Source organism: Pantoea conspicua, from assembly GCF_002095315.1.
In the GTDB taxonomy this organism is placed as follows: domain Bacteria; phylum Pseudomonadota; class Gammaproteobacteria; order Enterobacterales; family Enterobacteriaceae; genus Pantoea; species Pantoea conspicua.
In genome coordinates, this window is record NZ_MLFN01000001.1 from 106979 (window position 1) to 127780 (window position 20802).

Annotated in this window: 24 protein-coding genes and 2 pseudogenes; all 26 read left to right on the plus strand. The window is 51.7% G+C overall.

The genetic code is table 11. The features are described 5' to 3' along the window. Window positions 1-32 precede the first annotated feature (32 nt). The 26 genes and pseudogenes from HA41_RS00610 to HA41_RS00745 all read left to right on the plus strand — a co-directional run bounded on the left by HA41_RS00610 (window position 33) and on the right by HA41_RS00745 (window position 20752). Window positions 33-230: a hypothetical protein gene (locus HA41_RS00610; protein WP_094119117.1), complete on the plus strand. Its 198-nt coding sequence runs from the start codon at window positions 33-35 to the stop codon at window positions 228-230. A gap of 210 nt (window positions 231-440) precedes the next feature. Continuing rightward, window positions 441-962 carry a KilA-N domain-containing protein gene (locus tag HA41_RS00615; RefSeq protein WP_094119118.1) on the plus strand — a complete coding sequence of 174 codons (522 nt, stop codon included), beginning with the start codon at window positions 441-443 and terminating at the stop codon, window positions 960-962. A 139-nt stretch (window positions 963-1101) separates the two neighbouring features. Beyond that, a complete protein-coding gene (locus HA41_RS00620; RefSeq protein WP_094119119.1) occupies window positions 1102-1530 on the plus strand; it encodes a hypothetical protein in 429 nt (142 codons plus the stop codon). 93 nt (window positions 1531-1623) lie between these two features. Then, the gene (locus HA41_RS00625; protein ID WP_094119120.1) at window positions 1624-2202 is read left to right on the plus strand and encodes an HNH endonuclease signature motif containing protein; all 579 of its coding nucleotides are present in this window, start codon (window positions 1624-1626) and stop codon (window positions 2200-2202) included. A 232-nt stretch (window positions 2203-2434) separates the two neighbouring features. Then, window positions 2435-2629 (plus strand): hypothetical protein, encoded by a 195-nt coding sequence (locus HA41_RS00635; protein ID WP_094119121.1) that lies wholly within the window; start codon window positions 2435-2437, stop codon window positions 2627-2629. Window positions 2630-2637: 8 nt separating this feature from the next. After that, complete coding sequence (locus HA41_RS00640; RefSeq protein WP_094119122.1) at window positions 2638-3153, plus strand: hypothetical protein; 516 nt, start codon at window positions 2638-2640, stop codon at window positions 3151-3153. Beyond that, complete coding sequence (locus HA41_RS00645) at window positions 3153-4625, plus strand: terminase large subunit (protein ID WP_094119123.1); 1473 nt, start codon at window positions 3153-3155, stop codon at window positions 4623-4625. Before HA41_RS00640 ends, HA41_RS00645 begins: the two co-directional genes overlap by 1 nt. An 80-nt stretch (window positions 4626-4705) precedes the next feature. After that, window positions 4706-6076, plus strand: a complete 1371-nt coding sequence (locus HA41_RS00650; RefSeq protein ID WP_143807218.1) for a DUF1073 domain-containing protein — start codon at window positions 4706-4708, stop codon at window positions 6074-6076. Window positions 6077-6107: 31 nt separating this feature from the next. After that, window positions 6108-7004 (plus strand): phage minor head protein, encoded by an 897-nt coding sequence (locus HA41_RS00655; RefSeq protein WP_094119125.1) that lies wholly within the window; start codon window positions 6108-6110, stop codon window positions 7002-7004. Between the two features lie 40 nt (window positions 7005-7044). Then, window positions 7045-7227, plus strand: coding sequence for a hypothetical protein (locus HA41_RS00660; RefSeq protein ID WP_094119126.1), 183 nt, complete (start codon window positions 7045-7047; stop codon window positions 7225-7227). Between the two features lie 9 nt (window positions 7228-7236). Then, complete coding sequence (locus HA41_RS00665) at window positions 7237-8640, plus strand: DUF2213 domain-containing protein (protein WP_094119127.1); 1404 nt, start codon at window positions 7237-7239, stop codon at window positions 8638-8640. Between the two features lie 3 nt (window positions 8641-8643). Next, a complete protein-coding gene (locus tag HA41_RS00670; protein WP_094119128.1) occupies window positions 8644-9078 on the plus strand; it encodes a hypothetical protein in 435 nt (144 codons plus the stop codon). Between the two features lie 11 nt (window positions 9079-9089). Next, a pseudogene (locus HA41_RS00675) lies at window positions 9090-10176 on the plus strand (major capsid protein). Window positions 10177-10185: 9 nt separating this feature from the next. Next, window positions 10186-10548, plus strand: coding sequence for a hypothetical protein (locus HA41_RS00680; RefSeq protein WP_094119129.1), 363 nt, complete (start codon window positions 10186-10188; stop codon window positions 10546-10548). 2 nt (window positions 10549-10550) lie between these two features. Next, window positions 10551-10928, plus strand: a complete 378-nt coding sequence (locus tag HA41_RS00685; protein ID WP_094119130.1) for a DUF7370 family protein — start codon at window positions 10551-10553, stop codon at window positions 10926-10928. A gap of 307 nt (window positions 10929-11235) precedes the next feature. Then, entirely contained in the window at window positions 11236-11583 is a 348-nt protein-coding gene (locus HA41_RS00695; protein WP_094119132.1) for an uL10 family ribosomal protein, read from the plus strand. Between the two features lies 1 nt (window position 11584). Then, window positions 11585-11952 (plus strand): annotated as a pseudogene (locus HA41_RS00700) (HK97 gp10 family phage protein). After that, window positions 11949-12341, plus strand: a complete 393-nt coding sequence (locus HA41_RS00705; RefSeq protein ID WP_094119133.1) for a phage tail termination protein — start codon at window positions 11949-11951, stop codon at window positions 12339-12341. Before HA41_RS00700 ends, HA41_RS00705 begins: the two are co-directional and overlap by 4 nt. Window positions 12342-12359: 18 nt before the next feature. Further along, entirely contained in the window at window positions 12360-13103 is a 744-nt protein-coding gene (locus HA41_RS00710) for an Ig-like domain-containing protein (protein ID WP_094119134.1), read from the plus strand. A 59-nt stretch (window positions 13104-13162) separates the two neighbouring features. Beyond that, entirely contained in the window at window positions 13163-13837 is a 675-nt protein-coding gene (locus HA41_RS00715) for a DUF6246 family protein (RefSeq protein ID WP_094119135.1), read from the plus strand. A gap of 90 nt (window positions 13838-13927) precedes the next feature. Continuing rightward, the gene (locus HA41_RS00720) at window positions 13928-14299 is read left to right on the plus strand and encodes a hypothetical protein (protein WP_094119136.1); all 372 of its coding nucleotides are present in this window, start codon (window positions 13928-13930) and stop codon (window positions 14297-14299) included. A gap of 30 nt (window positions 14300-14329) precedes the next feature. Further along, complete coding sequence (locus HA41_RS00725) at window positions 14330-16942, plus strand: tape measure protein (protein WP_094119137.1); 2613 nt, start codon at window positions 14330-14332, stop codon at window positions 16940-16942. Further along, entirely contained in the window at window positions 16942-17439 is a 498-nt protein-coding gene (locus HA41_RS00730) for a hypothetical protein (protein WP_094119138.1), read from the plus strand. The genes HA41_RS00725 and HA41_RS00730 overlap by 1 nt, the downstream gene beginning before the upstream one ends. Continuing rightward, a complete protein-coding gene (locus HA41_RS00735; RefSeq protein WP_094119139.1) occupies window positions 17439-17909 on the plus strand; it encodes a hypothetical protein in 471 nt (156 codons plus the stop codon). The genes HA41_RS00730 and HA41_RS00735 overlap by 1 nt, the downstream gene beginning before the upstream one ends. A 13-nt stretch (window positions 17910-17922) precedes the next feature. Further along, the gene (locus HA41_RS00740) at window positions 17923-18288 is read left to right on the plus strand and encodes an NlpC/P60 family protein (protein ID WP_094119140.1); all 366 of its coding nucleotides are present in this window, start codon (window positions 17923-17925) and stop codon (window positions 18286-18288) included. Next, window positions 18275-20752, plus strand: coding sequence for a host specificity factor TipJ family phage tail protein (locus HA41_RS00745; protein ID WP_094119141.1), 2478 nt, complete (start codon window positions 18275-18277; stop codon window positions 20750-20752). The genes HA41_RS00740 and HA41_RS00745 overlap by 14 nt, the downstream gene beginning before the upstream one ends. Window positions 20753-20802 lie beyond the last annotated feature (50 nt).

A 20802-nucleotide genomic window follows, 5' to 3' on the forward strand; every position in this document is an offset into this window, starting at 1 on the left:
GCTTTTTTATTACCACAACCAAGAGAAACAAAATGCTAACCATCAAGACCATCAACAAAGACAACGACATTTCAGTTTTACAGGCAACCGGCGACGTGAGTTTCGTTCGTGAATCAAGAATGATTTTCTTCCGTGGCTGGTCAGGCGGTGATGATGAAATGATTCTGGATGACGGAGAGGTTGCTTACGTCTGCAATGAGAAAGGCGTAACTGTCGCTACCTTCCAGTAGCTGTTACCAGAACCTACGTTACAACGAGCACCATAGAGCCTGGCTTCGGTCGGGCTTTTTTGTACCTGCAATAAATCTCAGCGCAGTCGCATGCGCATATCAACGAGAGCCTTTCAGTAAGCGAGCCTGAGAACTGCCGTTATAGGTGGCGACCTCTCTCGGGCGGCTTTTCTGTGCGAACAGGCTCACTTTCTAAAAGGTAGAAACGCAATGAATATTGTTCCACTGAACTACAAAGGTGAGGCGGTTCGTTTCAATACCGAAGGCTGGATCAACGTTACTGGCGTAGCAGAGAGATTTGGCAAACGTATCGATAACTGGATGCGTCTGGCAGAAACGCTCGAATACATTCGCGCCTTAGATGAGGCGCTAACCGGTGAAGATTCGCAGATTTTACATCCCTCACAATCGAGGTATGTAAAGACCAGTCGAGCCCGTAAGGATAGAGGCGGTGGTACTTGGCTCCATCCAAAGCTTTCAGTTGCGTTTGCACGTTGGTGTGACGCCCGCTTTGCTGTGTGGTGTGACTTGCACATTGATAGCTTGCTTCGCGGTGAGTTGACTGAGCAGCAGAAGTTTGAGCAAGCATGCCGCATCCGTGATGCGAGAAAGGAAAAAGTGAGTGCAGGGGCAAGTGAGCTGGCTCGCTGGAGATGGGACAAGCCAGCTATTGAGGCAAATGTCGAATACTGGCGCGAACAATTACAACTCACGCTGGATATCGCAGTGTGATAGCCAACGCAAACTTGCGTCGCCCGAGAGCCTCTTTCACAACGGCTCTTAAAGAATCTCTCCGACAAGGGATAACGGTAAGCCACGCTGTGAAGCGTTGCGAATCTGGTATAGTAATTTGAAATTACCTGGAGGGTTTATGAAAAAGCCTGAAAATTACCAATTATCTGGCTGTACGACAGCGGATCAGGCAATGCGAATCGGCGACCGTGATCGCCTTAAGAGCATTGAAGAGGTGCGAATTACAGATACTATTTGCCCTGAGCGTTTAGAAGCAATTCCCGAAAGTCTTTGTGTAAACGGGGAGGCTTGGGGTGAATTTGTGAAGCGAACAAAAATGGCAGAAACTAAACGCTTTATCGTTTTTGCTTACGATGATTATGAGCTCGGTGGTTGTTGTAATGGCATTCACTGCGTGACCTCGACGCTCGAGGAAGCAGAAAAGGCGGCATCCAGTGTTGAAGCTAGAAACAACAACGACACCATAGAGATTTACGATATACAGCAAGAAAAATCTGTTTGCTCATTTTATCGCACTGTTCAAGGCGAGTGGGTAAGGGACGAGTAAACCTGTCAAAACTGAACTGAGAACAAAGCCCTTTGAAATGAGCCTTTGAGGAAGTCAGTTAGCGCTGGCGAGCCTTCGATGGGCTGATTTCCTATGCGGCAAAGGTTCATCTCAAAGAAAGGTAAACGCAAAATTAAAATTCCAACTCAGCAATATTTGCATGAGGCGCTTAGCTACAACCCGAATGACGGACTCTTTCACTGGAAATTAAGGCCAGAGTCGCACTTTGCAACCAAAGCAGCTGCATCAGCCTGTAATAATCGTTATGCGGGAAAATTGGCTGGTAGGGTAGATAAGGGGCATGGCTACTGGCTTATTCATATTGATGGGGTGCAGTGCAGGGCTCACCGACTTGCTTGGATTTACATGCACGGCGATATCGACCCCGCGCTGCAAATTGACCATTTAAATCACAATCGAGCGGACAATAGGATTGAAAACCTACGGCTTGTGGCGAACGAAGAAAATCAGAAAAACCGTACGAAGCAGCGAAACAATAATAGTGGAGTGGTAGGAGTAGATTTCTATCAACCATTAAAAAAATGGCGGGCAAGAATTAACCACTGTGGTAAGCGCGTTGTTTTAGGTGTCGCTGAAACATTTCAGGAGGCAGTCGCTATGAGAAGGGCTGCTGAGCAAAAACTTGGATATCACCAAAACCACGGACAGTGATGATCCGGGAGGTTTTTTATTGGAGTGAATATGCCTGACACTTACCGCATCACAGTAACCACAAAGTCAGGTGAAACCCACGAAGGCTGATGAACCGCTCGCAGCCTGAGATAGTAAACGGCTTCATCGGTGTGGCCAAAGAAGACGGCGCGTGGGTATACCTGGCTCCGGATGACGTACTCAAGATGGAGTACGTGCCGCACGGGCCCACTACTGAAGAGGCTGATAAAGCATGAAGATAATCGCGCCACTTACTGTGACCCTCGACATGAAAGAGCACGTAGCGAAGTCTCAGGCTGTGCTCGAAGAGTTGCAGGCGAGGCTCAAGCAGTTTTCTCCGGGCGCCTCTGAAGATTACGTGTTGCGCAGCCTGCTGCTAGAAGTCACGTTCGACTACCTCGAAGCGATTAAGAACAAAACCGAATAGGAATAATTATGGCATCACCTGACTGGGAGGCCATCGAGTCGGCTTACCGGGCTGGTTCGTTGTCCATACGCGCTATAGCTGAGAAGCATGGAGTTAGCCACACCGCTATTAACAATCGGGCAGGAAAAGAAGGCTGGCAAAGAGACCTTACACAAAAGGTCAGGGCAGCCACGCAGGCTAAAGTTTCCAGCAAGGTTTCCAGAGATAGTTTCCAGAATGAAGTGGAAACCGAAGCTCAAATAGTTGACCAAGCATCCGACGAAGCCGCCTCAGTAGTGATGGCTCACCGTGAGGGGTTAGCAGCATGGCGTGTCATTACCAACAAGCTCCGAGACTTCCTCGAGGATGCTGAAATCACCGAAGACAATCACGCATCAATGTCTCGCTCTATCACTGCCGGAGTTGATGCTCAGATTAAGGTGATCAACGCCGAGCGCAAGGCCTACAACCTCGATAGCGAGGAAGGAAATAAGACGGTCGATGACCTGTCGAACCTGATGGACTCATTGTCTCAGGGGGCTTAATGAAACCTGAGCATTTCAAATTGCTATCCGATAAAGATTTCCGGTTAAACAATCTCTACTGGATCACCGACAAAGAGGGGAAACCTCAGCGATTCCGGATGACACCAGAGCAGCGCGAATACTTTGAAGGCATCCACACTCGCAACATTATCCTGAAAGCTCGTCAGCTCGGTTTTACCACCGAGGTCTGCATCATTCAGTTAGATGCGGCGCTTTTCGAGTCTGCCAAATGCGCGCTCATTGCACACACCCTCAACGATGCTAAGCGACTGTTCCGGGAAAAGGTGAAATACGCCTACGACCGCCTTCCAGCAGAAATCAGGGCGGCCAATCCAGCGAGTAACGATTCGGCAGGTGAACTCGTATTCAGGAAGGGCGGATCTCTCTACGTCAGCACGTCATTCCGTGGCGGTACGCTGCGTTTCCTGCACGTTTCCGAGTTCGGGAAGATATGCGCTAAGTTCCCCGACAAAGCCCGTGAGATTGTCACTGGTGCGTTTGAGGCGGTATCCAGCGATTGCTTCACCACTATTGAGAGCACAGCAGAAGGGCGGGCCAGTTACTTCTTTGACTATTGCCAGACTGCAGAGAAAGCTCAGTTGCAGGGTAAGACGCTTTCCAATCTCGACTGGAAGTTTTTCTTCTTCTCCTGGTGGAAGAATCCACTCTATGCAATCGACCCCGTAGAGCCGCTGCCGCAGCGCCTGAGCGATTACTTTGACGAAATCGAGCAGAAGCATGGCGTAATTCTCAATGAGCGCCAGAAGGCCTGGTATTACGCCAAAGAGAAGACGCTCGGCGATGATATGAAGCGCGAGTACCCATCCATACCGGCTGAAGCATTTGAACAGTCTGTCGAGGGTGCCTATTACGCCAAACAGTTCCGCTGGCTCTACACGAATAAACGTGTTGGTGAGTTACCTGATAACTCTCATCAGCTGGTTCATACCTTCTGGGATATCGGGGTAGGCGACTCGACAGCTATATGGTTCATCCGTGAAGTCGGCGATGAATTCCACGTCATCGACTACTACGAGAACAGTGGTGAAGGCCTCAGGCATTACATGAAGGTGCTGAAAGACCGCGGGTATGAGTATGGCGATCACTGGGCGCCGCACGATATCGATAACCGTGAGTTTGCCGGTGATGGCAAGAGCCGCAAGCAGATAGCAGCAGAAGGCTTTGAAATCGACGGTCAGGTTTATTCAATCCGCTTCAAGGTCGCACCAAAGCTTGGTGTTGATACCGGTATCGACTCAGTGCGTGAAATCCTCCCCAGGTGCGCCTTTGACGCTTCCAAATGTGAGCAGGGCATCTCTCATCTTGAGGGATACCGCAAGGAGTGGGACGACAAACGAGGCTGCTGGAAAGATAAACCGCTTCATGACTTCACATCGCACGGCGCTGATGCGTTCCGCTACTTTGCTGTGGCGAAAACGAATCACAAACAGACCGGCGCAATATTCTTCTAAGGAGCTCATCAGTGAGTGAACTAAGCAACGGGGAACAATTCCTTGTGAACGCCCTCGCTCATGAGATAGGGCGCCAGCGCATGATGTATGCCGGAAAGCCCGGTAACACCAAGCGCACGAAGCTTTGGGATGAGTTCGGTTACCCGGACAGTCTCGAATTTGACCGTTACTACCGCGCCTATGAGCGTAACGCCGTAGGCTATGCCGCCGTACACAAGCTGCTCGACTCCTGCTGGGTAGATAATCCGACCATCATTGACGGCGATGAAAACAGAGAGTCCACCGAAACCACAGAGTGGGAAAAGACGGTAACGAAGCTGCTGAAAAAGCACTGGCCGAAGATTAAGGATGCAGACCGACGCAACCTCATCGGGCGGTACTCGGCGATCCTGATTCAGTTCAGAGATGGCAGGGAATGGAGCCAGCCAGTTGATCGCGTTGTTGTTGGTCGGCTTGCTGATAAGGCAATCGTGAAGCTGATCCCTGCATGGGAGTCTCAGGTTAAGCCCGGAAATTTCGATACAGACACATTATCGGAAACCTACGGCCAGCCGGTATCGTACAACTTCAACGAGCAACCTGTTGGTGATGACGGCACATACGGAACGGTGCGCGGCGTAACGGTACATCCAGACCGCGTCATAATCCTCTGTGAGGGTTCAGAAGACGAGAACATGCTTTCTGGTGTTCCTTATCTCCGCGCCGGTTACAACAAACTGCTCGACCTTGAAAAGGTGTCAGGCGGTAGCGCAGAGGGGTTCCTGAAGAATGCCAGCCGTCAACTAGGTATCGCTTTCGATAAAGAAACCGACATGGACTCGCTTAAAAGGGCGGCCACCGATGCTGGCTTCAAAGACCTGGGCGAGGCACTTAACGACAAGGTCGCCAAGATGAATCGGGGGACAGATGCGGCGCTGGTGATGCAGGCAGGTACACCTTCTGTGCTCTCCGTTGCCCCGGCAGACCCTAAGCCAACATGGGAAGTGACAGCCAACGAGTTCGCAGCATCAATTCAATGCCCGTTCACCATTCTGTTTGGTCAGCAAACCGGCCGCCTGGCATCAGATCAGGACAAAGCAGACTGGGCTAAGCGCTGCAATGGGCGCCGCTGGGGGTTCATGAGTTCTGTTGTGCAGACGATTCTGGAGCGTCTCTGGACTCTTGGTGTTATTGAGACTCCTAAGTCAGGCGAAGTCACGCTGGCGTGGTCTGACTTACTCGCTCCAAGTGAGAAAGAGAAGATCGCCAATATGCAGGCAATGGCTACCGTGGCGAAAGATACTCAGGCGGCCTTTGGCACTCCAGCCGTCAGCGAGAACGAGATTCGCGCCGTGGGTGAGCTTGAGCCAATGCCAGAGGATAAGCTACCACCGGAAGTACCACCTGGAGACCCGTTAAGTGACAACCCTGAAACTAATCCGGACTCCGGTAATACCCCGCAACAAAGCTGACCCGACCCAATCCGCCCGACCCGTTAACCGGATGTTCCGCGACATCGAGAATCGCTACTACCAGATTAAGGTGGCGCTGAAGAAGCTATTCGATGAGCGCCTGACCGGGCAGGAGAGGGCGAGCAACACGCAGAGCTATGCGGTGCATGGCAACGTGATTTATCAGGTGAATGCCGGCACTTACATCTACGACATGTCGGCACCTCAACTGGCTGACCTGCTGCAGCGTGTTCAGCTAATCCTTGATGACTATCTGCTTGAAGGAGGCAGCAACAGCCTGTGGGCGCTTCAGTACGTTGCGGCAGAATATGAGCGCGGTACTCATCAAGCCTTCACCAATCTATCGGTGCAGTCGCCCATCTACGAGCAGCAGACGACATTGCAGCAGCTACTCAGTTCGGCTGCATACCAGAATCAGGTAGCGGCCGCGTACGTATCGACGTATAGCGACTGGCTACTTGAATCAGACCGTGCTCGCGGTGACCTGGCTAACGTGATTTCTGATGCGATTGGCCGGGGAATTAATCCGCGAGAAACCGGACGCATAATCAGTCAGCGCCTCGATGTTTCAATGGCGCGGGCCAAGAACATGGCGCAGACCGAGCAGGTAGGCGCACTGCGAAAGGCCCAATTGCAGGAAGTGGACTGGTCAAGAGAAAGGCTGGGGCTTAACACTGCCGTTTTGTGGCTGTCTGCGCTTAAGCCGACAACGCGATCATGGCACGCAGCAAGGCATGGAAAAACTTACACCACAGAAGAGGTGGAGGCGTTCTATGCAGTCAACGGTAACCGCTATCACTGCTATTGCGCAAACATCCCAGTGATTCTGGATGAGGATGGAAAGGTAGTTAATCCGGGGTTGGTAGATAAGCTAACCAAAGAGCGCCAGCAATGGTCAGGCTTCGAACAGAAGAGAGGTCGCACATAGCGGCCTTTTTTATTGCCCGCAATTCAACGATGAGGCTGTTATGAGCAATGCGAATATCCAGTCAGCAAAAATTGGCAACCGCTCCCGCACTGTTGTGGAGGTCGATCGCTTGAAGGTTACGTTAAGCCAGATTAATGACATGAAACATATGTCGGTGGTCGGGCGCGGAAATGTTCGCCAAGTCAAAACCATTGCGCGAGCGATACATAAAGCAATTCAATGAGGACGGAGCGTGAAGCTATCCAGCATCCACGTTAAATCCCTCGCCATTAACGCAGCCAATATATCAACTGAAACCATCGACGGTGACGAGCATATCGTCATTCGTGGCGTTGTGCCTGTCGTGGATGACGTTGTCATGAATGGCGGCCTTTACCCGGCGACGGAGATTAACAAAAGCTATATGAGCATTGAGGGCAACCCAATGCCATTACAGCACCCGAAGATCGGGAATGAGTATGTCAGCGCCAGTAACCCACGCGCGGTGAACAAGTTCCATGTAGGTGCCTGGGCTGAAAACGTCCGCAAAGATGGCGACCGTGTCGTCATGGATATGAAGATCAACAAGCGATACGCCTCTGCCACTGAAAACGGCAAGCGTGTACTTACCCGCATTGAAGAGATGCAGGTTAACTCAGCAGCTGAACCAATCCATGTCTCTACCGGCCTCTTGTTGAGTCGCGAGCAGAACAAGGGTAAGTCAAAAGGAAAAAGCTATTCATGGGTGGCGCGCAATATGCGCTTTGACCATGTGGCGATTCTGCTTGATGAGCCAGGCGCGGCCACTCCTGACGATGGCGTCGGCATCTTCGTGAACGCGGACAACTCGACTGAAGAGGTAGAAACCGAAACAGTAGACCTGACCTCAGCATCCAACTGCACGCAGGAAGGTCTGATCAACAAAACGAAGTTCTTCTTCACCAACGCCTCCAATTTCTCCTTTGACGACATTCAGCGAGCCATTTGCACAAAGCTGCGCGACGGCAAGGGAAGCGATTACTACGCCTGGCCGGAAACGGTATGGCCGGAAAAGTTCATCTATCGCGAAGGCGAAAAGATGTTCCAGCAGAAGTACCTGATCGGCGATGACGGCGCCGCTGAATTCGTCGGCGAACCACAAGAAGTCGTGCGCAAACCTACTGAGTACGAAATTAAAACCAACGGAGAAAGTAATCCGATGAAAGAAATGATTATCAATGCGCTGCAAGCCGCTGGTAAGCCGACTGAAGGCAAAACCGAAGCAGAATTGCTCGATGCGTATAACCAGATGACTGCCGAGAAGGCGGGAACCAAAAACGAAACGCCTGAAGAGAAGGCCGCTCGCGAGAAGAAAGAGGCTGACGACAAGAAAGCCAAAGAAACCGCCACCAACTCTGAAGAAATGCCAGCCTGGGCAAAACTGCTTACCGATCAGGTTTCTGCGCTGAACACTCAGTTCAATGCCAATTCTGACAAAGAAAAAGGCGAGAAGCGCGCTGCTGTTAAAGCGAAATTCGGTCTTGAAGAAGCAGCAGTTAACGCACTGGAAGGTGCGGCGCTTGATGGCCTGTATGCGCAGTGCCAGACCTCTACCGGCCTGAATGGTTCTTTCCGCCAGGCTAACTCAAACCAATCTTTCAGCGAAATGCCGGAGTAAGAAATGGCTAAAGACGGAAAACACGTAATTCACGCTGGCGGTGTGTATCCAAACCCGCTGCTAAACCGTGAAGGCGGCGCTGCGGCCGTGACTGCACCCGGAACCATCGGCTTTTTCAGCGCAACTGACAAGTTCACCGCATCGGTTGATGGTGCTGAGTCAGCAATCCTGTATGTAGCGAACAAAGACTACCTGCGTTGCCTGAGCGTGGATGACAACATTGCAGCTAACGAGTTGGTGGTAGGTATTCATCCCTTGTCTGGCATGTTCCTGAACGTGCGCGCCGCTGCTGGCACTTACACCAAAGGTCAGCCTGTTGCCGTAGCTAACGGTCAGATTACCGCAGTAGCAGATGGCGCTGCTGTTTTTGCTTATGTCGAAGAAGATGTTGCTGTCACTGCGGTGGCGGGTGATCTGATTCGCGTTGTGTTCAAGTAAGGAGCACCTGAATGTTTGTATTTTCCCGTTCTATTGGCGAGCGAACCGGCAACCTAGAAGTCAACCAGTGGCAGTTCAATAACCTGCAGCGTGAGCGTGATGCTTCCGCGCAATCAATGGCTGACTTCCTTGCCCGCACACGCTTTGGTGAGCATGGCTCACTGGATGCAGTTAATGCTGTGGATGATATCCGCCGCCTTTACCGCGCATACGACACCACTGTTACGCAGCAGTTTGAGCCGAACACCGAGTTCACCCTGCTGAATGACCTGATGCCATTGTCACGCTCAGTGCGTCTGGAGCAGTCTCGTTATGACTATGCGCGTACCGGTGGTCGTGGCTGGGCGCATACTTCAATGTCCGGCCAGATTGGCGCGGCACTGGATGCCAAGTCATACACCTTCGACGGCACGATGGTTCCGATCCATGATTCGGGCTTCAAGTTCGAATGGCGTGATCCGATTTTCAACAGCCCTTCAGCATTGGCAGTCTCAGGCTGATGCGCAGCGCGGATCTGTTGATGATGTGCGACGTCAGTATGTGAACTACATCTTCAACGGCTTCAAAGACAAAGTCGGTAACTGGGCTGTGTTCGACGGCCTGACCTGGAAAGGACTGCGTGATGATGAGCGCGTGATGCAGATCGATTTGGGCTCAACCGGCCTGAATATTGATTTCAGTTCTGCCTCTGTTTCATCTGCTGACATCCGCAACGGCGCTATCGCGCTGCGTGACCAGATGCGCCGCATCAACAACCAGTATGCAGATCAGACCTGGTACGTGTCAGGGGACATCATCTCTAACCTTGAACGCTTCTTCTCTGATAACTACCAGAGCGGCACCATCCTGGCTGAATTGCTGAAACTCACCGGCATCTCCGCGATTAAAGAAGACAGCCAGCTAACCGGTAACGAAATTGTCATCGTTCCGCTGACCGCGCAGGTTATCGCACCAATCGTTGGTCAGGCTGTTGGCACCGTTGCAGAGCCGCGTCCGCACTACAACAGCGATTACATCTGGCGTACATGGGGTGCTATGGGACTGATGGTCAAGCAGGACATCAACAGCAAATACTCTGTTATCCACGCCTCAAGCTAAGGAGCAATTATGGCACTGGTAGAAATCACGTCAGGTAGCCTGCATGCCGGTGCCAACCTCCGTAAGCTGGAGGTTGGTGAGATTGTCGAAGTTGACGATGCGACTGCAAAGCGTTGGGTCGATACCGGAAAGGCGAAAGAAACCGACAAGAAGAAGGGCGCTAAGCTGACCTCCTTTGAGGTGGCAACGCCGTCATCTGGTGACGCGTCGGCACTGCAGGCAAAACTCGATGATGCGAACGCGCAGATTAAATCTCTGCAGGATGCAGCGGAGTCGAAAGAGAAAGAGCACGCAGCCGCTCTGGAAGCAGAAACCAAGCGTGCTGACAATGCCGAAGCAGCGCTGGCGGCCGCAACCAAAAAGGATAAGTAACCATGGCAGTGCAGATAACGGCAGCGCAGGTTAAACAGCAGTTATCTGCGCTGGGTTACTCCGTCCCGGACTTCATGATTGATGCCTATCTGTGCAAGCTAGGCAGTATCAGCATGTGCCTGGAGGCGGCTGGCTACGACGAATGCGATCTGATGCTGATTCAGGTGTACGCCGTGACGTTGATGGCTATCACCGCATACAGCCAGCGTATCAAATCACAGTCAGCGCCTTCAGGGGCGTCCCGGTCATTCGATTACAGCGGTGATGTGAAGACTATGCGCAACACTCTTGCCGCACTGGATACGTCTGGCTGTACGTCATCATTGCCGATTGATGTAGGCAGCAGCGTTGGTTTCTTTGACGTTGTGGGAGGCTGCTGATGTGGATTCCTGTAGCAGAAAGGCTACCCAAGGCATTCAGCCGGGTGTGGGTGAAAACCGACACCGGCGTTCAGGCTACCGGTTACGTTAACCAGGCTGGCGAGTGGCGTATTAACTGCCCTCGCATCGCTGCTGTAAAGCCCACCGTTGTTAGTTGGAGGGCATGATATGACCAGAACCGGCGGCTTTGTCGAATCAGGCAAACCCTACATCGCAGGCGAACACTGCTGTGACCACCTCATGCCCCGCGTGGATTATAGGGCAGAAAAGTCACATGGTGACGTCACAATCAATTTGGAGGTGAGCATTGAGCAGCCTAGACAGTTGGTCATACACAGCTCAGGCGACCATCTGGAAGCATTTAGGGCTGGATGAGTACGGAGATTCTCTAGGCTGGTCTGAGCCGATGGTGATTGCCTGCGACTATCAGGGTGGACTGAGCAAGCGGCTAGGGGCGATTGGCGGCGAGAAGGTAGTTAAGAACACCATATGGACGGAGTACGCACTGGCAGATACCGGTGATTACATACTGATTGGCGCGTCGAGCAATCCAGACCCGATAGCAGCGGGCGCTGATGAGGTTATGCAGGCTATTCGCTATGCTGACACCTTTGAGCGGCTGGTTGATGATTATGCAATTCTGACCGGGGGCTGATATGGGAGTAAAAGTCCGCGGTATCCGACAGGCTCAGCAGAACCTTAATCGCCTGATTGGTGACATTCAGGGCAGGAAGGCTGTCAGGGCCATTCAGAGCGCATTAATCATCGGTTCATCACAGGCAGCGCTGTATACGCCTATCGACACGTCCACGCTCATCAACAGCCAGTATCGAGAGCTCGACATCAAAGGTACGAGGTTAACCGGGCGGGTTGGCTACTCAGCAAACTATGCGGTTTATGTTCACGACCCGAATGTGCTGCAGACATTCCGAAGGGCGACAGCCAGAAGGAGTTTTTGACCAAAGGCTTCGAGGATACCCGCGACCTCATCGACCGCACCATTAAAAAGGAGATGAGCTTGTGAATCCTCCGATGCATCAGCGTGTTAAAAATCTGCTTATCGATACGGGCCTGACATCCGGATACACGGTTCAGTCACTCATCTGGACTGATACAGGTGACCTGAAGCAGCGGTTCATCGTGTTCCGGCCTAACGGTGGCACTCCGGTAGACAGAGATATCGGCTCCGATCATTACGTGCTTGTTGACCTGATCACCGGCAAATCTGCAGGAGATTACGCAAAGTCAGAGTCTGACGTGCAGGCCATCATCGACTACGTGCAGCAAAACCCTATCAGCGACCCCTGCGTCGGCCAAATCACCAATATGGGTGGCATACCATCACCAATCCCCACGGCAGAGGGGCGTATGGTCTGGCGCCTGCAATTTGCCTGTTCTTACGGCGAAAGTTAATCAAAAGAGGAATTACCCATGGCAGCAAATTGCCCAACGGACAACACAAAGTTGTTTGGCCGCGCCATTGTGCTCGAAGTAGCTGATGGTTGCGCCGATACAGTGCCGCAGGAGTCAGAGTGGAAGGCTTTGGCTGCAGGCACCAGTAAAGGCTTCGACTTCTCGCCGAACAGCGTGACGTCAGATGCCGATGACACCAAAGGCTACGTAGAGAACATTGTTACAAACGCTGACTTCACTATCTCGTTTGAGGGTGAGGTTCGCCGTAACGATAAGCTCGACCAGTATGGTGTTGGTCGCCTGATTAAGTATTTCAACACTGAAATTCAGGCGGCGCGCCAGCCTACTCTTTGGGTTCGCATGGAGTTCGGGCCGATCACCTTCCAGGGGTACATGCTGATCAACGCATTGAGTTCTGATGGCGGCACTAACGACATCATCACCTTCTCCACGGAGTTCAAGGTGGCGGCAGCCGATACCATCCAGGTAGTCGATACCGATGACAGAGTGCCTGCTACGGGTGTCACTGTTACACCAGCGACAACCTCTATTGCAGTTAGTGCGACCCGCCAGCTTACAGCGACCGTATTACCGGCTGATGCAACAGACAAGTCAGGAACCTGGACAACTTCAGACGCGACAAAAGCAACGGTAAGTTCTACCGGGCTGGTGACGGGTGTCGCAGTCGGCACTGCAAGCATCACCTTCACATCGACTGATGGTGCGTTTACTGGCTCCACTGCTGCGACCATCACCGCATAATATCCATTTCAGGGGCTTCCACCTGGTGGCCCCGAAAATGTCTGTTACCGGATTAACCCATGACACCTTACAAAGAGATTGGCGAGTGCATGATTACAGCTGGAGAGGATGAATATTTCTTCCGTCCTTCGTTCGCTGCAATGAGCCGAATCGGTGAACCGCAGGAGATTGTTCAGACCTTCGCCGATCTGCACCACGATGAGCTGACACCTCTGATAGAGCGTGCAACTGCCGCATATGGACATGTTCCAGCCTGGCTAATCGAGCACATCCGCAGCTGCAATTACGGAAAGCGAGCGCTTATGGCTGCCATGACTGTGATGCAGGCGTGCTGTGAGGATGATTTGTCTGCTCTTATTGGTGAGTTCCGTCCGGCCAGAGCGAAAGGCAGGCCATTTAAGCGCCGCATGGGCTTGATGGGTGATTTTGAGATGCTGCTAATCGCTCAGTCCTTGATAACACATGGCATCATCGGTAAGGCAAAGGTTCGGCAGTTACAGCGCCATGAAAGCGGCAAGGCAACGACAGAGTTTAATTCCTTCGATTACATTAACGCCGCAAGAAACCACTTCGGGATGAGCAGGAATGAGGCTGAGCAGTTAAGCATGACAGAGTTCCAGATGATGCTTGCAGCGAAATACCCTGACCAGAAAGGCTTTACTCGTGAAGAATATGACGCCACGCGAGACGAGTTCTTAGCCAAACAGGAAAGGCGGAGAGCGAAAGCTGCTTAATACCGAAACACTGCGCAAAATTTACTCGTCTTTATTGAAAAAAAACCGCCTCCTGGTAGGATGATTTCCAAATAACTAAAGGCGTAAATTATGAAAATTTTAATCACAATGTTGGCAATGTTGCTTCCATTTTCAGCGCTTGCTGTAACAGACGATGAGATAGTTACGTCAGTCAAAAAAGAAGCTGAAGCTGTGTGGTTTCCTTCCGAAGTAACAGTTGAGTCTTTTGAAAATGCTAAGTTCTTTCCTAGCGCAGAATATTCTGAATACTCACGTTCGGGGAACGTGTGCGGTGTAATTACAGCCAGGTCAGGGGGGCAAAAAGTTTCCCTCAACTTTATATCAGAGGCTGAAGAGGTAAACGGCGGGGTGAGAGTTGGAACGCCTCAGCTATATGACAAATCAAAAGAACCAGCAGTAGCGCGAAAAGCGCTAAGCCAAAAATGCAAGAACCCGCTTTAAGCGGGTTTTTTTATGCCCGGAGAGAAGCGAATGGCAGGTGATAAGCAACTAGGCACCATTGTTTACCAGGTAGAGATGGATGTCGCTGATCTGATTGCCGCTCAGCAAAAAGTTAACCAGCGCCTTGACCAGATGGATGGAAGTTTCAACAAATCATCTCAGTCTGCCGGCCGGTTTGAGGGGGCGCTGAACAAGGTTGGCATTGCTATCGGCGCTGCTTTCACTCTGGAAACAGCAAAGCGTCTGATCGCAATTGGCGATGAGATGAGCACGCTTCAGGCGCGCGTAGCGAGGCTAAGTCCAAGTATTGATGCCGCCAGAGAGACAATGAAGTCCCTTTCTGTTATTGCATCGCAAACTGGCAGTAGCCTTGCTGACACCGAGCGGTTATGGGAATCCATGACATCTGCTCTTAAGGAAACAGGCGCGACAAACTCTCAGATTCTGGCACTCACATCCACCCTTCAAAAAATTGGAACAATTGGCGGTTCTTCGGCTGAAGAAATGTCTAACGCACTTCGCCAGTTTGGTCAGTCTATTGCAGGCGGAACGATTCGAGCTGAAGAATTCAACTCAATACTGGAGCAGATGCCAGAGCTTGCTCGCCAGATCGCTTCCGGGCTCGGAATTTCTATCGGCGAACTACGTAAAAGAATGCTTGAGGGGAAATTAAGTGCAACTGACGCGCTTAATGCTATTCAGGGTCGTTCTCAGGCGGTGAATGAAGAATTCGATAAGATGCCGGTCAGCATCGAGAGGGCAAAAAACAGCCTAGATGTGGCATTCAGAAATGCGATCAGCGATCTGAACCAGGCTATTGGCCTGACGTCTACGCTTGCCGGTCTGATGCAGAACGTTGCTGATAACCTGAATTTCTATAACAACAATGCTGGCGATGCGGCAAGGATGCCGAAGTTGATTAAGCTCCAGCAAGATCTAAATAAAGAGGTCCAAGAGGGCCAGCGCTGGTACGAGACTGACACCGTATTCCAGCAGCGTCGAGGCCAGGCAGCATTCGAGCTCAAAAAGACCGAGCAGGAAATAGCCAGCATTCGAGCCAAGGCAGCGCAGGATGCAAAAAATAACAGCGGATTTAAGCCTTCTGGCACTAAAGGCGACGATGCAGCCACCCAAAAGCTGGTCAAGAACTCTGAGAGAAGGCTTGCTCTGTCAAAGCTTGAAGGTGAGGCGCGCGCCCGTCTTCAGGCGCAATACGACGCCGAGGATGCAGGGGTAACTGATCAGAAAAGAGTTAAAGCTATTGAGGATCAGTACGCAGCAACTTACCGCAATACTGAGGCTCAGAAAGAGAACAACAGGGAAGGCAAGACTACTGCAAGTCGGGCAGAGGCAATCACGCAGAAGCTTGAGAACCTCAAAGGGCAGTCAGAGCTGGCAGCAGGGTCAACAAGCCAGTTAAGCCGCGAGCAAGCCATCCTTAACGCACAGCAATCGCTGGGTATCGCTGCCACCAAGGAAGATATCGCGCTTGCTGGACAGTATGCAGCTGCCAAGTGGGATGCCGGAAACGCGATCAGGGCTCAGGCTGCGGCTGAAAAGCTACTGCCAGAGGCCAAAGAAAACGCCAGCTACAAGCAGGATGTTGAAGATCTAAACACAGCATTGTCTGCGAAAAAGATTAGCCAGGAGCAGTACAACGCCACCTCAGAGAGATTGGAGCAAGAGCATCAGTCTAACCTCGCAAAAATACGTGCTGACCAGGCAGTATCCCCGCAGCAATCCGCCGCGGGTATGGTTGACCCAGTCCAGCAACTGGCTAATGAAAACGCGCAGAAACTGGCGCTGATCCAGCAATTCGAGGCTAATAAAACCCTCACCGAGCAGCAGGGTCTGGCACTGAGAAATGCCGCTAACACCCAATATGAGCAGCAGCGAATCGAAGCTCAGTGGGAAATATGGCGGCAACAGAGTGCTGGCAATGAAGTTGCAGCCGCTGCCTTTGATAGTTTTGCAGGTAATGCTTCTAATGCCCTGACCGGCATCCTGACCGGAAGCATGTCTGTTCAGGACGCAATGCGCTCGCTTGGTTCGACCGTGCTTAACAGCGTAATCAACTCATTTGTACAGATGGGTGTTGCATGGCTTCAGTCGGTAATTATGGGGCAGGTGGGGATGACCGCTGCGGCGGGAGTTGCGGCGGCACAAGGGGCAGTTATAGCTGCTGCCATGGCGCCAGCTGCGGCTATGACCTCGCTCGCAACATCAGGAGCAAACGCCGTGCCAGCTCAAATAGGAATAGGCGCAACCGTTGGAATGGCGCAAGCACTGTCTGTTGCCGGAGCACGTAAGAACGGCGGTCCTGTTTCGGCTGGGTCGATGTATCAGGTGGGCGAAGGTGGTTTGCCTGAAATATATCAGGCCAGCAGTGGCAAGCAATACATGATCCCCGGCGATAACGGTTCGGTAATCAGCAATAAGGATATGCAGGGTGCTGGCGGAGGCGGAGTGGTAATCAACATTCAGAACTACACCTCGGCATCTGTCGATGCACAGGCTGGTAATGACGGCAATGGTGGACTAACTGTCGACGTGATTGTTGCAGATTTGAATAACGGCGGGCCTATCAGTAGCAGCATCACCAGCAACTTTAATGTTAAACGCACGCCAAGGGGGCAAAGTTAATGCCGATTATTGACTATCCCGACTGGCTGCCGCTGGCGCAGAAAGCCAGCAAGAATATGACGCTGGATACTGGATTCCTTTCGGATCAGCCTGCGGTTGGGCCTGCTATCTTTCAAAACCTTACCGATGATCTGAAGGTTACCTGGTCGCTAACATGGATATTCACACTGGCGCAAGAAAGGGCTTTTCAGCAATGGCTGAGAAGCCCTAACTACCTAAACCGGGGCGTAAACTGGTTCCGCATGAAAATCGACATTGGCGGCAGCGGTATTCAGATACAGGAACTGCACTTCACACAGATGCCTGTGCAGACCAGCATAGACGGGGGTGTTGTGACGTGGACGGGGACGGTAATAGCTAACCGCCTGAATAACCCAGATGACGACTTCGATGACATCATTGTTGAGTTGCCGCCGCCATGGGATTCTTGGCTGGATATTGTTGTAACTGGATACCCAGATAACCGCGATCCAGAGTCCTTGCCGAGGGTTCCCTGATGCCTTCCTTTCGAGAATACAAGCAACAGCGACCGACACGCGGCCTGTATGACACGCTGACGTTTTACCATCCATCATTCGGTTATGTGCGTCTCGTCGATAAGCAGTTTTACAACAAAACGCTCGGAGGCTTGGTTTACCAACCGGCGAGATTTGAAATTGAGGAAAGCCAGCAGAGTGGGGCGCCGGTAATCGACGCTACCGTCAAGCTTGGGCGGATATCCTCAGACGTCAAATCAATGATGAAGCAATGGAAGGGTGCATCGCGTTTAACAGCGATAACCGCCACCCGGCAGATATTTGACAGTGGCGACGTGTCAGCACCGATTAAATCATGGCAGCTCTACGTCAAAACTGTGGACATAGATGCTGAAAATGCCTCCGTCACCTTATCTGTCACCAACCCACTCAACAATAACGTTGGCCGCCTCTATGACCCACGGGAATACACTGGACTGCAGTACCTATGATTTTATTGCGCGCATGATCGGCGTTCCTTGGGCAAACCGGTCATGTACGACTGATTCCGTCGACTGCTGGGGACTGGTGGTGCTTTATTACCGGCAGGTGCTGGGTATAGAGCTGCATCAGACACCAGACTACGAATCGGGTGCAGACTTCTTCACCTGCTATCAGGGTGACGTGGTTTTCTGGCAGCAGGTGCCGCATCCTGTAGAGGGCGGGATATTTGTTGGCTATACCGGCACGCGGCCGGCACATGTTGGGCTTATTCTGCGGCGTCAGGCGCTGCATTCTCGTGGCGAAAACGGAAGTGTCAGGCAGGACTCTTTGATGCTGATCCAGCGCGCATTCACCAAAGTGGAATACTTTCGATATGGCACTGATTGAACTGCAGAGATTTCCCGGAACGCCTAAAGAGCGTTACAGGGTGCCTAACGGCACCTTTTTTTATGCCTGGCTGAAAGATAATGACACCGCGCTGCACCGTGACGTGCTTATTGTGCGTAATGGCGTGAAACTGGAAGAGGATGATGAGCTGAATTTCGAGCTGTCAGAGCTGGACCACATTCAGATATTCGATCAGCCAAAAGGTGTCGTAGGTGACATCCTTAGCCCAATATTCAAGGTGGTTGGGCAGGTATTTTCTTTCCTGATGCCAAAGCCGGCCATTGCTAACTCCGGCGGGAACTCAGTGGACTCTCCGAATAATTCCCTGACCGGACAGACAAATACCGCTCGAGTTTATAAGGCTAAGCCGGACATTTACGGTCAGGTACGCTCATTCCCCGATCTGATTCAGGAATCGGTATTTGAGTACGTTACACAGAATGTGAAGAGCGGCGGGCTGAAGTATGTCACGGAATGGATGTGTATTGGCATTGGAAGTTATGACTACGACTCAGTGCGTTACTCCGAGTCCAGTATCGGGTCGTTAGCCGGTGCGGAATATCAGGTTTATCAGCCCGGAGAAGTAATTCCGCAAATCGTAGAAGGCTATGGTTTCGACGATGTAGACGGTCAAGAAGTGCCAGGACAGAACGAGGCAAGTGACTTCCCAATCCAGTCTTCCACCGCCAATACGATGGTCAGCGGAAGTTATTCCGGCGGCCAGATAGCCATAAAGATAGTGAAGCAGGCAGAGTTCGAATATTTCAAAAATTTGGTCCTGCCACACGCGGTTACGTTCACAATTAACGTAACGTACAGCACGGCATCCGGCAACGTGACAACGGACGCAACGTTTTCTGGCTCGCTGGTATCAGCTGTGGAAACGAACGACGGCGCGGTGACAAATCCGGTACGCTGGTACACCTTCACCTTCAGCCAACTGGAGGGGCCGCAGGACATCCCGGCTAATGCCACTATTAATACCACCAAGTTCGTACTGAATGACAACGAAGCGCTGGTTGTGGGGCCATTCTTCTCGCCTGTCGCGTCCGATCAACTGTGGTTACATACGCAGTCGAGCTTAGGCGGGAAGAAAGAGACCAACTGGAAAGTCATCATCTGGAAGATCAATGATGACTACACGCAAGTTCCCGGGACTCAGCAGACTTTTACTTATCGCCAGACAACGCCACACCAGTCAACCAGCGAGGTTTTTTACCGAACAGACAAGCTGACGCCTGCTGGAGGCTTTGGGAAATATGCAATCAGTTTCCAGCGTACCGATAACTCTGGCGACGCTTCTCTTCTGAAAGTAGAAGAGATTCACAGTATCAATATACGCCAGAACGTGACGCACCCAACTGATACGCTTGTGCGCGTCAGGGTCAGGGCAACGGAGAACGCACTAGGAAGTCGCGAGCGAAAATATAATCTGTTAGCCACCCGCAAAACTATTAGCTACAACCTCGACGCGCGCGCAGTAGATTATACGCTGCGAGCGTCCCGTTCCTTTGCCGATGCAGTCGCGCATGAGTGGCTGGTTATTGGTGAGCAACCAGTCAGTAGCATCGACCTCTACGGCCTGTATGCGATCGCAGAAGCACTGCCTGATGCTCGCCTTGGCTACTTCGATTACACGTTTGACGATGAGAACGATTCGCTGGGCGACCGAGTGCAGGCTATATGCAATGCCGCAAGCGTTATCGCATTCATGGATGACAACGTGCTGACGTTTACGCGTGATCAAAAGGTTGCCAATCCCGCCGCCGTATTTAACCGGGCCAACATGAAAACGGATGAATACAAAATAACGTATGAAGCCACGCTTCCGGGAGGTTATGACGGAGTTCAGGTGTCCTATGTGCATCCATCAACGAACAACAAGACGTACATTAACTATCGCATCATCAACGGCGCCATTACAGAGCAGGAAGCAGAGAACCCAAATAAGATGGAGATCGTCGGGCTCCGCAACGAGTACCAGGCACGCGAGCGTGCATTACGTGAAGCAAAGCGGCTGATGTATTCACGAACCAGAATGAACGCCAAAGTATTTGAGGACGGCATCATCCAGGTAGGTAGCGTTATTCAGATGCCTGACATCTATGACAGCAACGAACAACAGGGATATATCACCGGCCGCGCCGGGAATGACTTTGATACCAGCGAGCAGATTACCTTTTCCGGGGATATGTATGTGCTGGTCACCGATAGTCTGGGTAAACCGACACTGCGTTACCCGGCAACGCCCCGCGCTGATACCGAATATGGCTTCACCGCCGCAATGCCTAACATTCAGCTCAATATATGGAACGGAGACTCAGTGCAGCTTCCATCGCGCTATCTCATAGCGACAGTGGAAGAGATGGACAGTCAACTATGGACGGTCAGCAGTATCAAACCTAACACTGATAACACGGTATCTCTGACAGTCGCGGAATACAGCGACGCTATCTATCAATAAGAACCGTCACCGACCAACCAGACCCGGCGCCGTGCCGGGTTTTTTATGGA

Bases quoted from the DNA above. Each gene is read 5' to 3' on its own strand.
- HA41_RS00625 (WP_094119120.1), top strand. From the start codon at position 1,624: ATGCGGCAAAGGTTCATCTCAAAGAAAGGTAAACGCAAAATTAAAATT.
- HA41_RS00745 (WP_094119141.1), top strand. From the start codon at position 18,275: ATGGCACTGATTGAACTGCAGAGATTTCCCGGAACGCCTAAAGAGCGT.
- HA41_RS00615 (WP_094119118.1), top strand. From the start codon at position 441: ATGAATATTGTTCCACTGAACTACAAAGGTGAGGCGGTTCGTTTCAAT.
- HA41_RS00610 (WP_094119117.1), top strand. From the start codon at position 33: ATGCTAACCATCAAGACCATCAACAAAGACAACGACATTTCAGTTTTA.
- HA41_RS00710 (WP_094119134.1), top strand. From the start codon at position 12,360: ATGGCAGCAAATTGCCCAACGGACAACACAAAGTTGTTTGGCCGCGCC.
- HA41_RS00735 (WP_094119139.1), top strand. From the start codon at position 17,439: ATGCCTTCCTTTCGAGAATACAAGCAACAGCGACCGACACGCGGCCTG.
- HA41_RS00660 (WP_094119126.1), top strand. From the start codon at position 7,045: ATGAGCAATGCGAATATCCAGTCAGCAAAAATTGGCAACCGCTCCCGC.
- HA41_RS00715 (WP_094119135.1), top strand. From the start codon at position 13,163: ATGACACCTTACAAAGAGATTGGCGAGTGCATGATTACAGCTGGAGAG.
- HA41_RS00680 (WP_094119129.1), top strand. From the start codon at position 10,186: ATGGCACTGGTAGAAATCACGTCAGGTAGCCTGCATGCCGGTGCCAAC.
- HA41_RS00645 (WP_094119123.1), top strand. From the start codon at position 3,153: ATGAAACCTGAGCATTTCAAATTGCTATCCGATAAAGATTTCCGGTTA.
- HA41_RS00670 (WP_094119128.1), top strand. From the start codon at position 8,644: ATGGCTAAAGACGGAAAACACGTAATTCACGCTGGCGGTGTGTATCCA.
- HA41_RS00720 (WP_094119136.1), top strand. From the start codon at position 13,928: ATGAAAATTTTAATCACAATGTTGGCAATGTTGCTTCCATTTTCAGCG.
- HA41_RS00655 (WP_094119125.1), top strand. From the start codon at position 6,108: ATGTTCCGCGACATCGAGAATCGCTACTACCAGATTAAGGTGGCGCTG.
- HA41_RS00640 (WP_094119122.1), top strand. From the start codon at position 2,638: ATGGCATCACCTGACTGGGAGGCCATCGAGTCGGCTTACCGGGCTGGT.
- HA41_RS00635 (WP_094119121.1), top strand. From the start codon at position 2,435: ATGAAGATAATCGCGCCACTTACTGTGACCCTCGACATGAAAGAGCAC.
- HA41_RS00740 (WP_094119140.1), top strand. From the start codon at position 17,923: ATGATCGGCGTTCCTTGGGCAAACCGGTCATGTACGACTGATTCCGTC.
- HA41_RS00725 (WP_094119137.1), top strand. From the start codon at position 14,330: ATGGCAGGTGATAAGCAACTAGGCACCATTGTTTACCAGGTAGAGATG.
- HA41_RS00620 (WP_094119119.1), top strand. From the start codon at position 1,102: ATGAAAAAGCCTGAAAATTACCAATTATCTGGCTGTACGACAGCGGAT.
- HA41_RS00685 (WP_094119130.1), top strand. From the start codon at position 10,551: ATGGCAGTGCAGATAACGGCAGCGCAGGTTAAACAGCAGTTATCTGCG.
- HA41_RS00730 (WP_094119138.1), top strand. From the start codon at position 16,942: ATGCCGATTATTGACTATCCCGACTGGCTGCCGCTGGCGCAGAAAGCC.
- HA41_RS00650 (WP_143807218.1), top strand. From the start codon at position 4,706: ATGATGTATGCCGGAAAGCCCGGTAACACCAAGCGCACGAAGCTTTGG.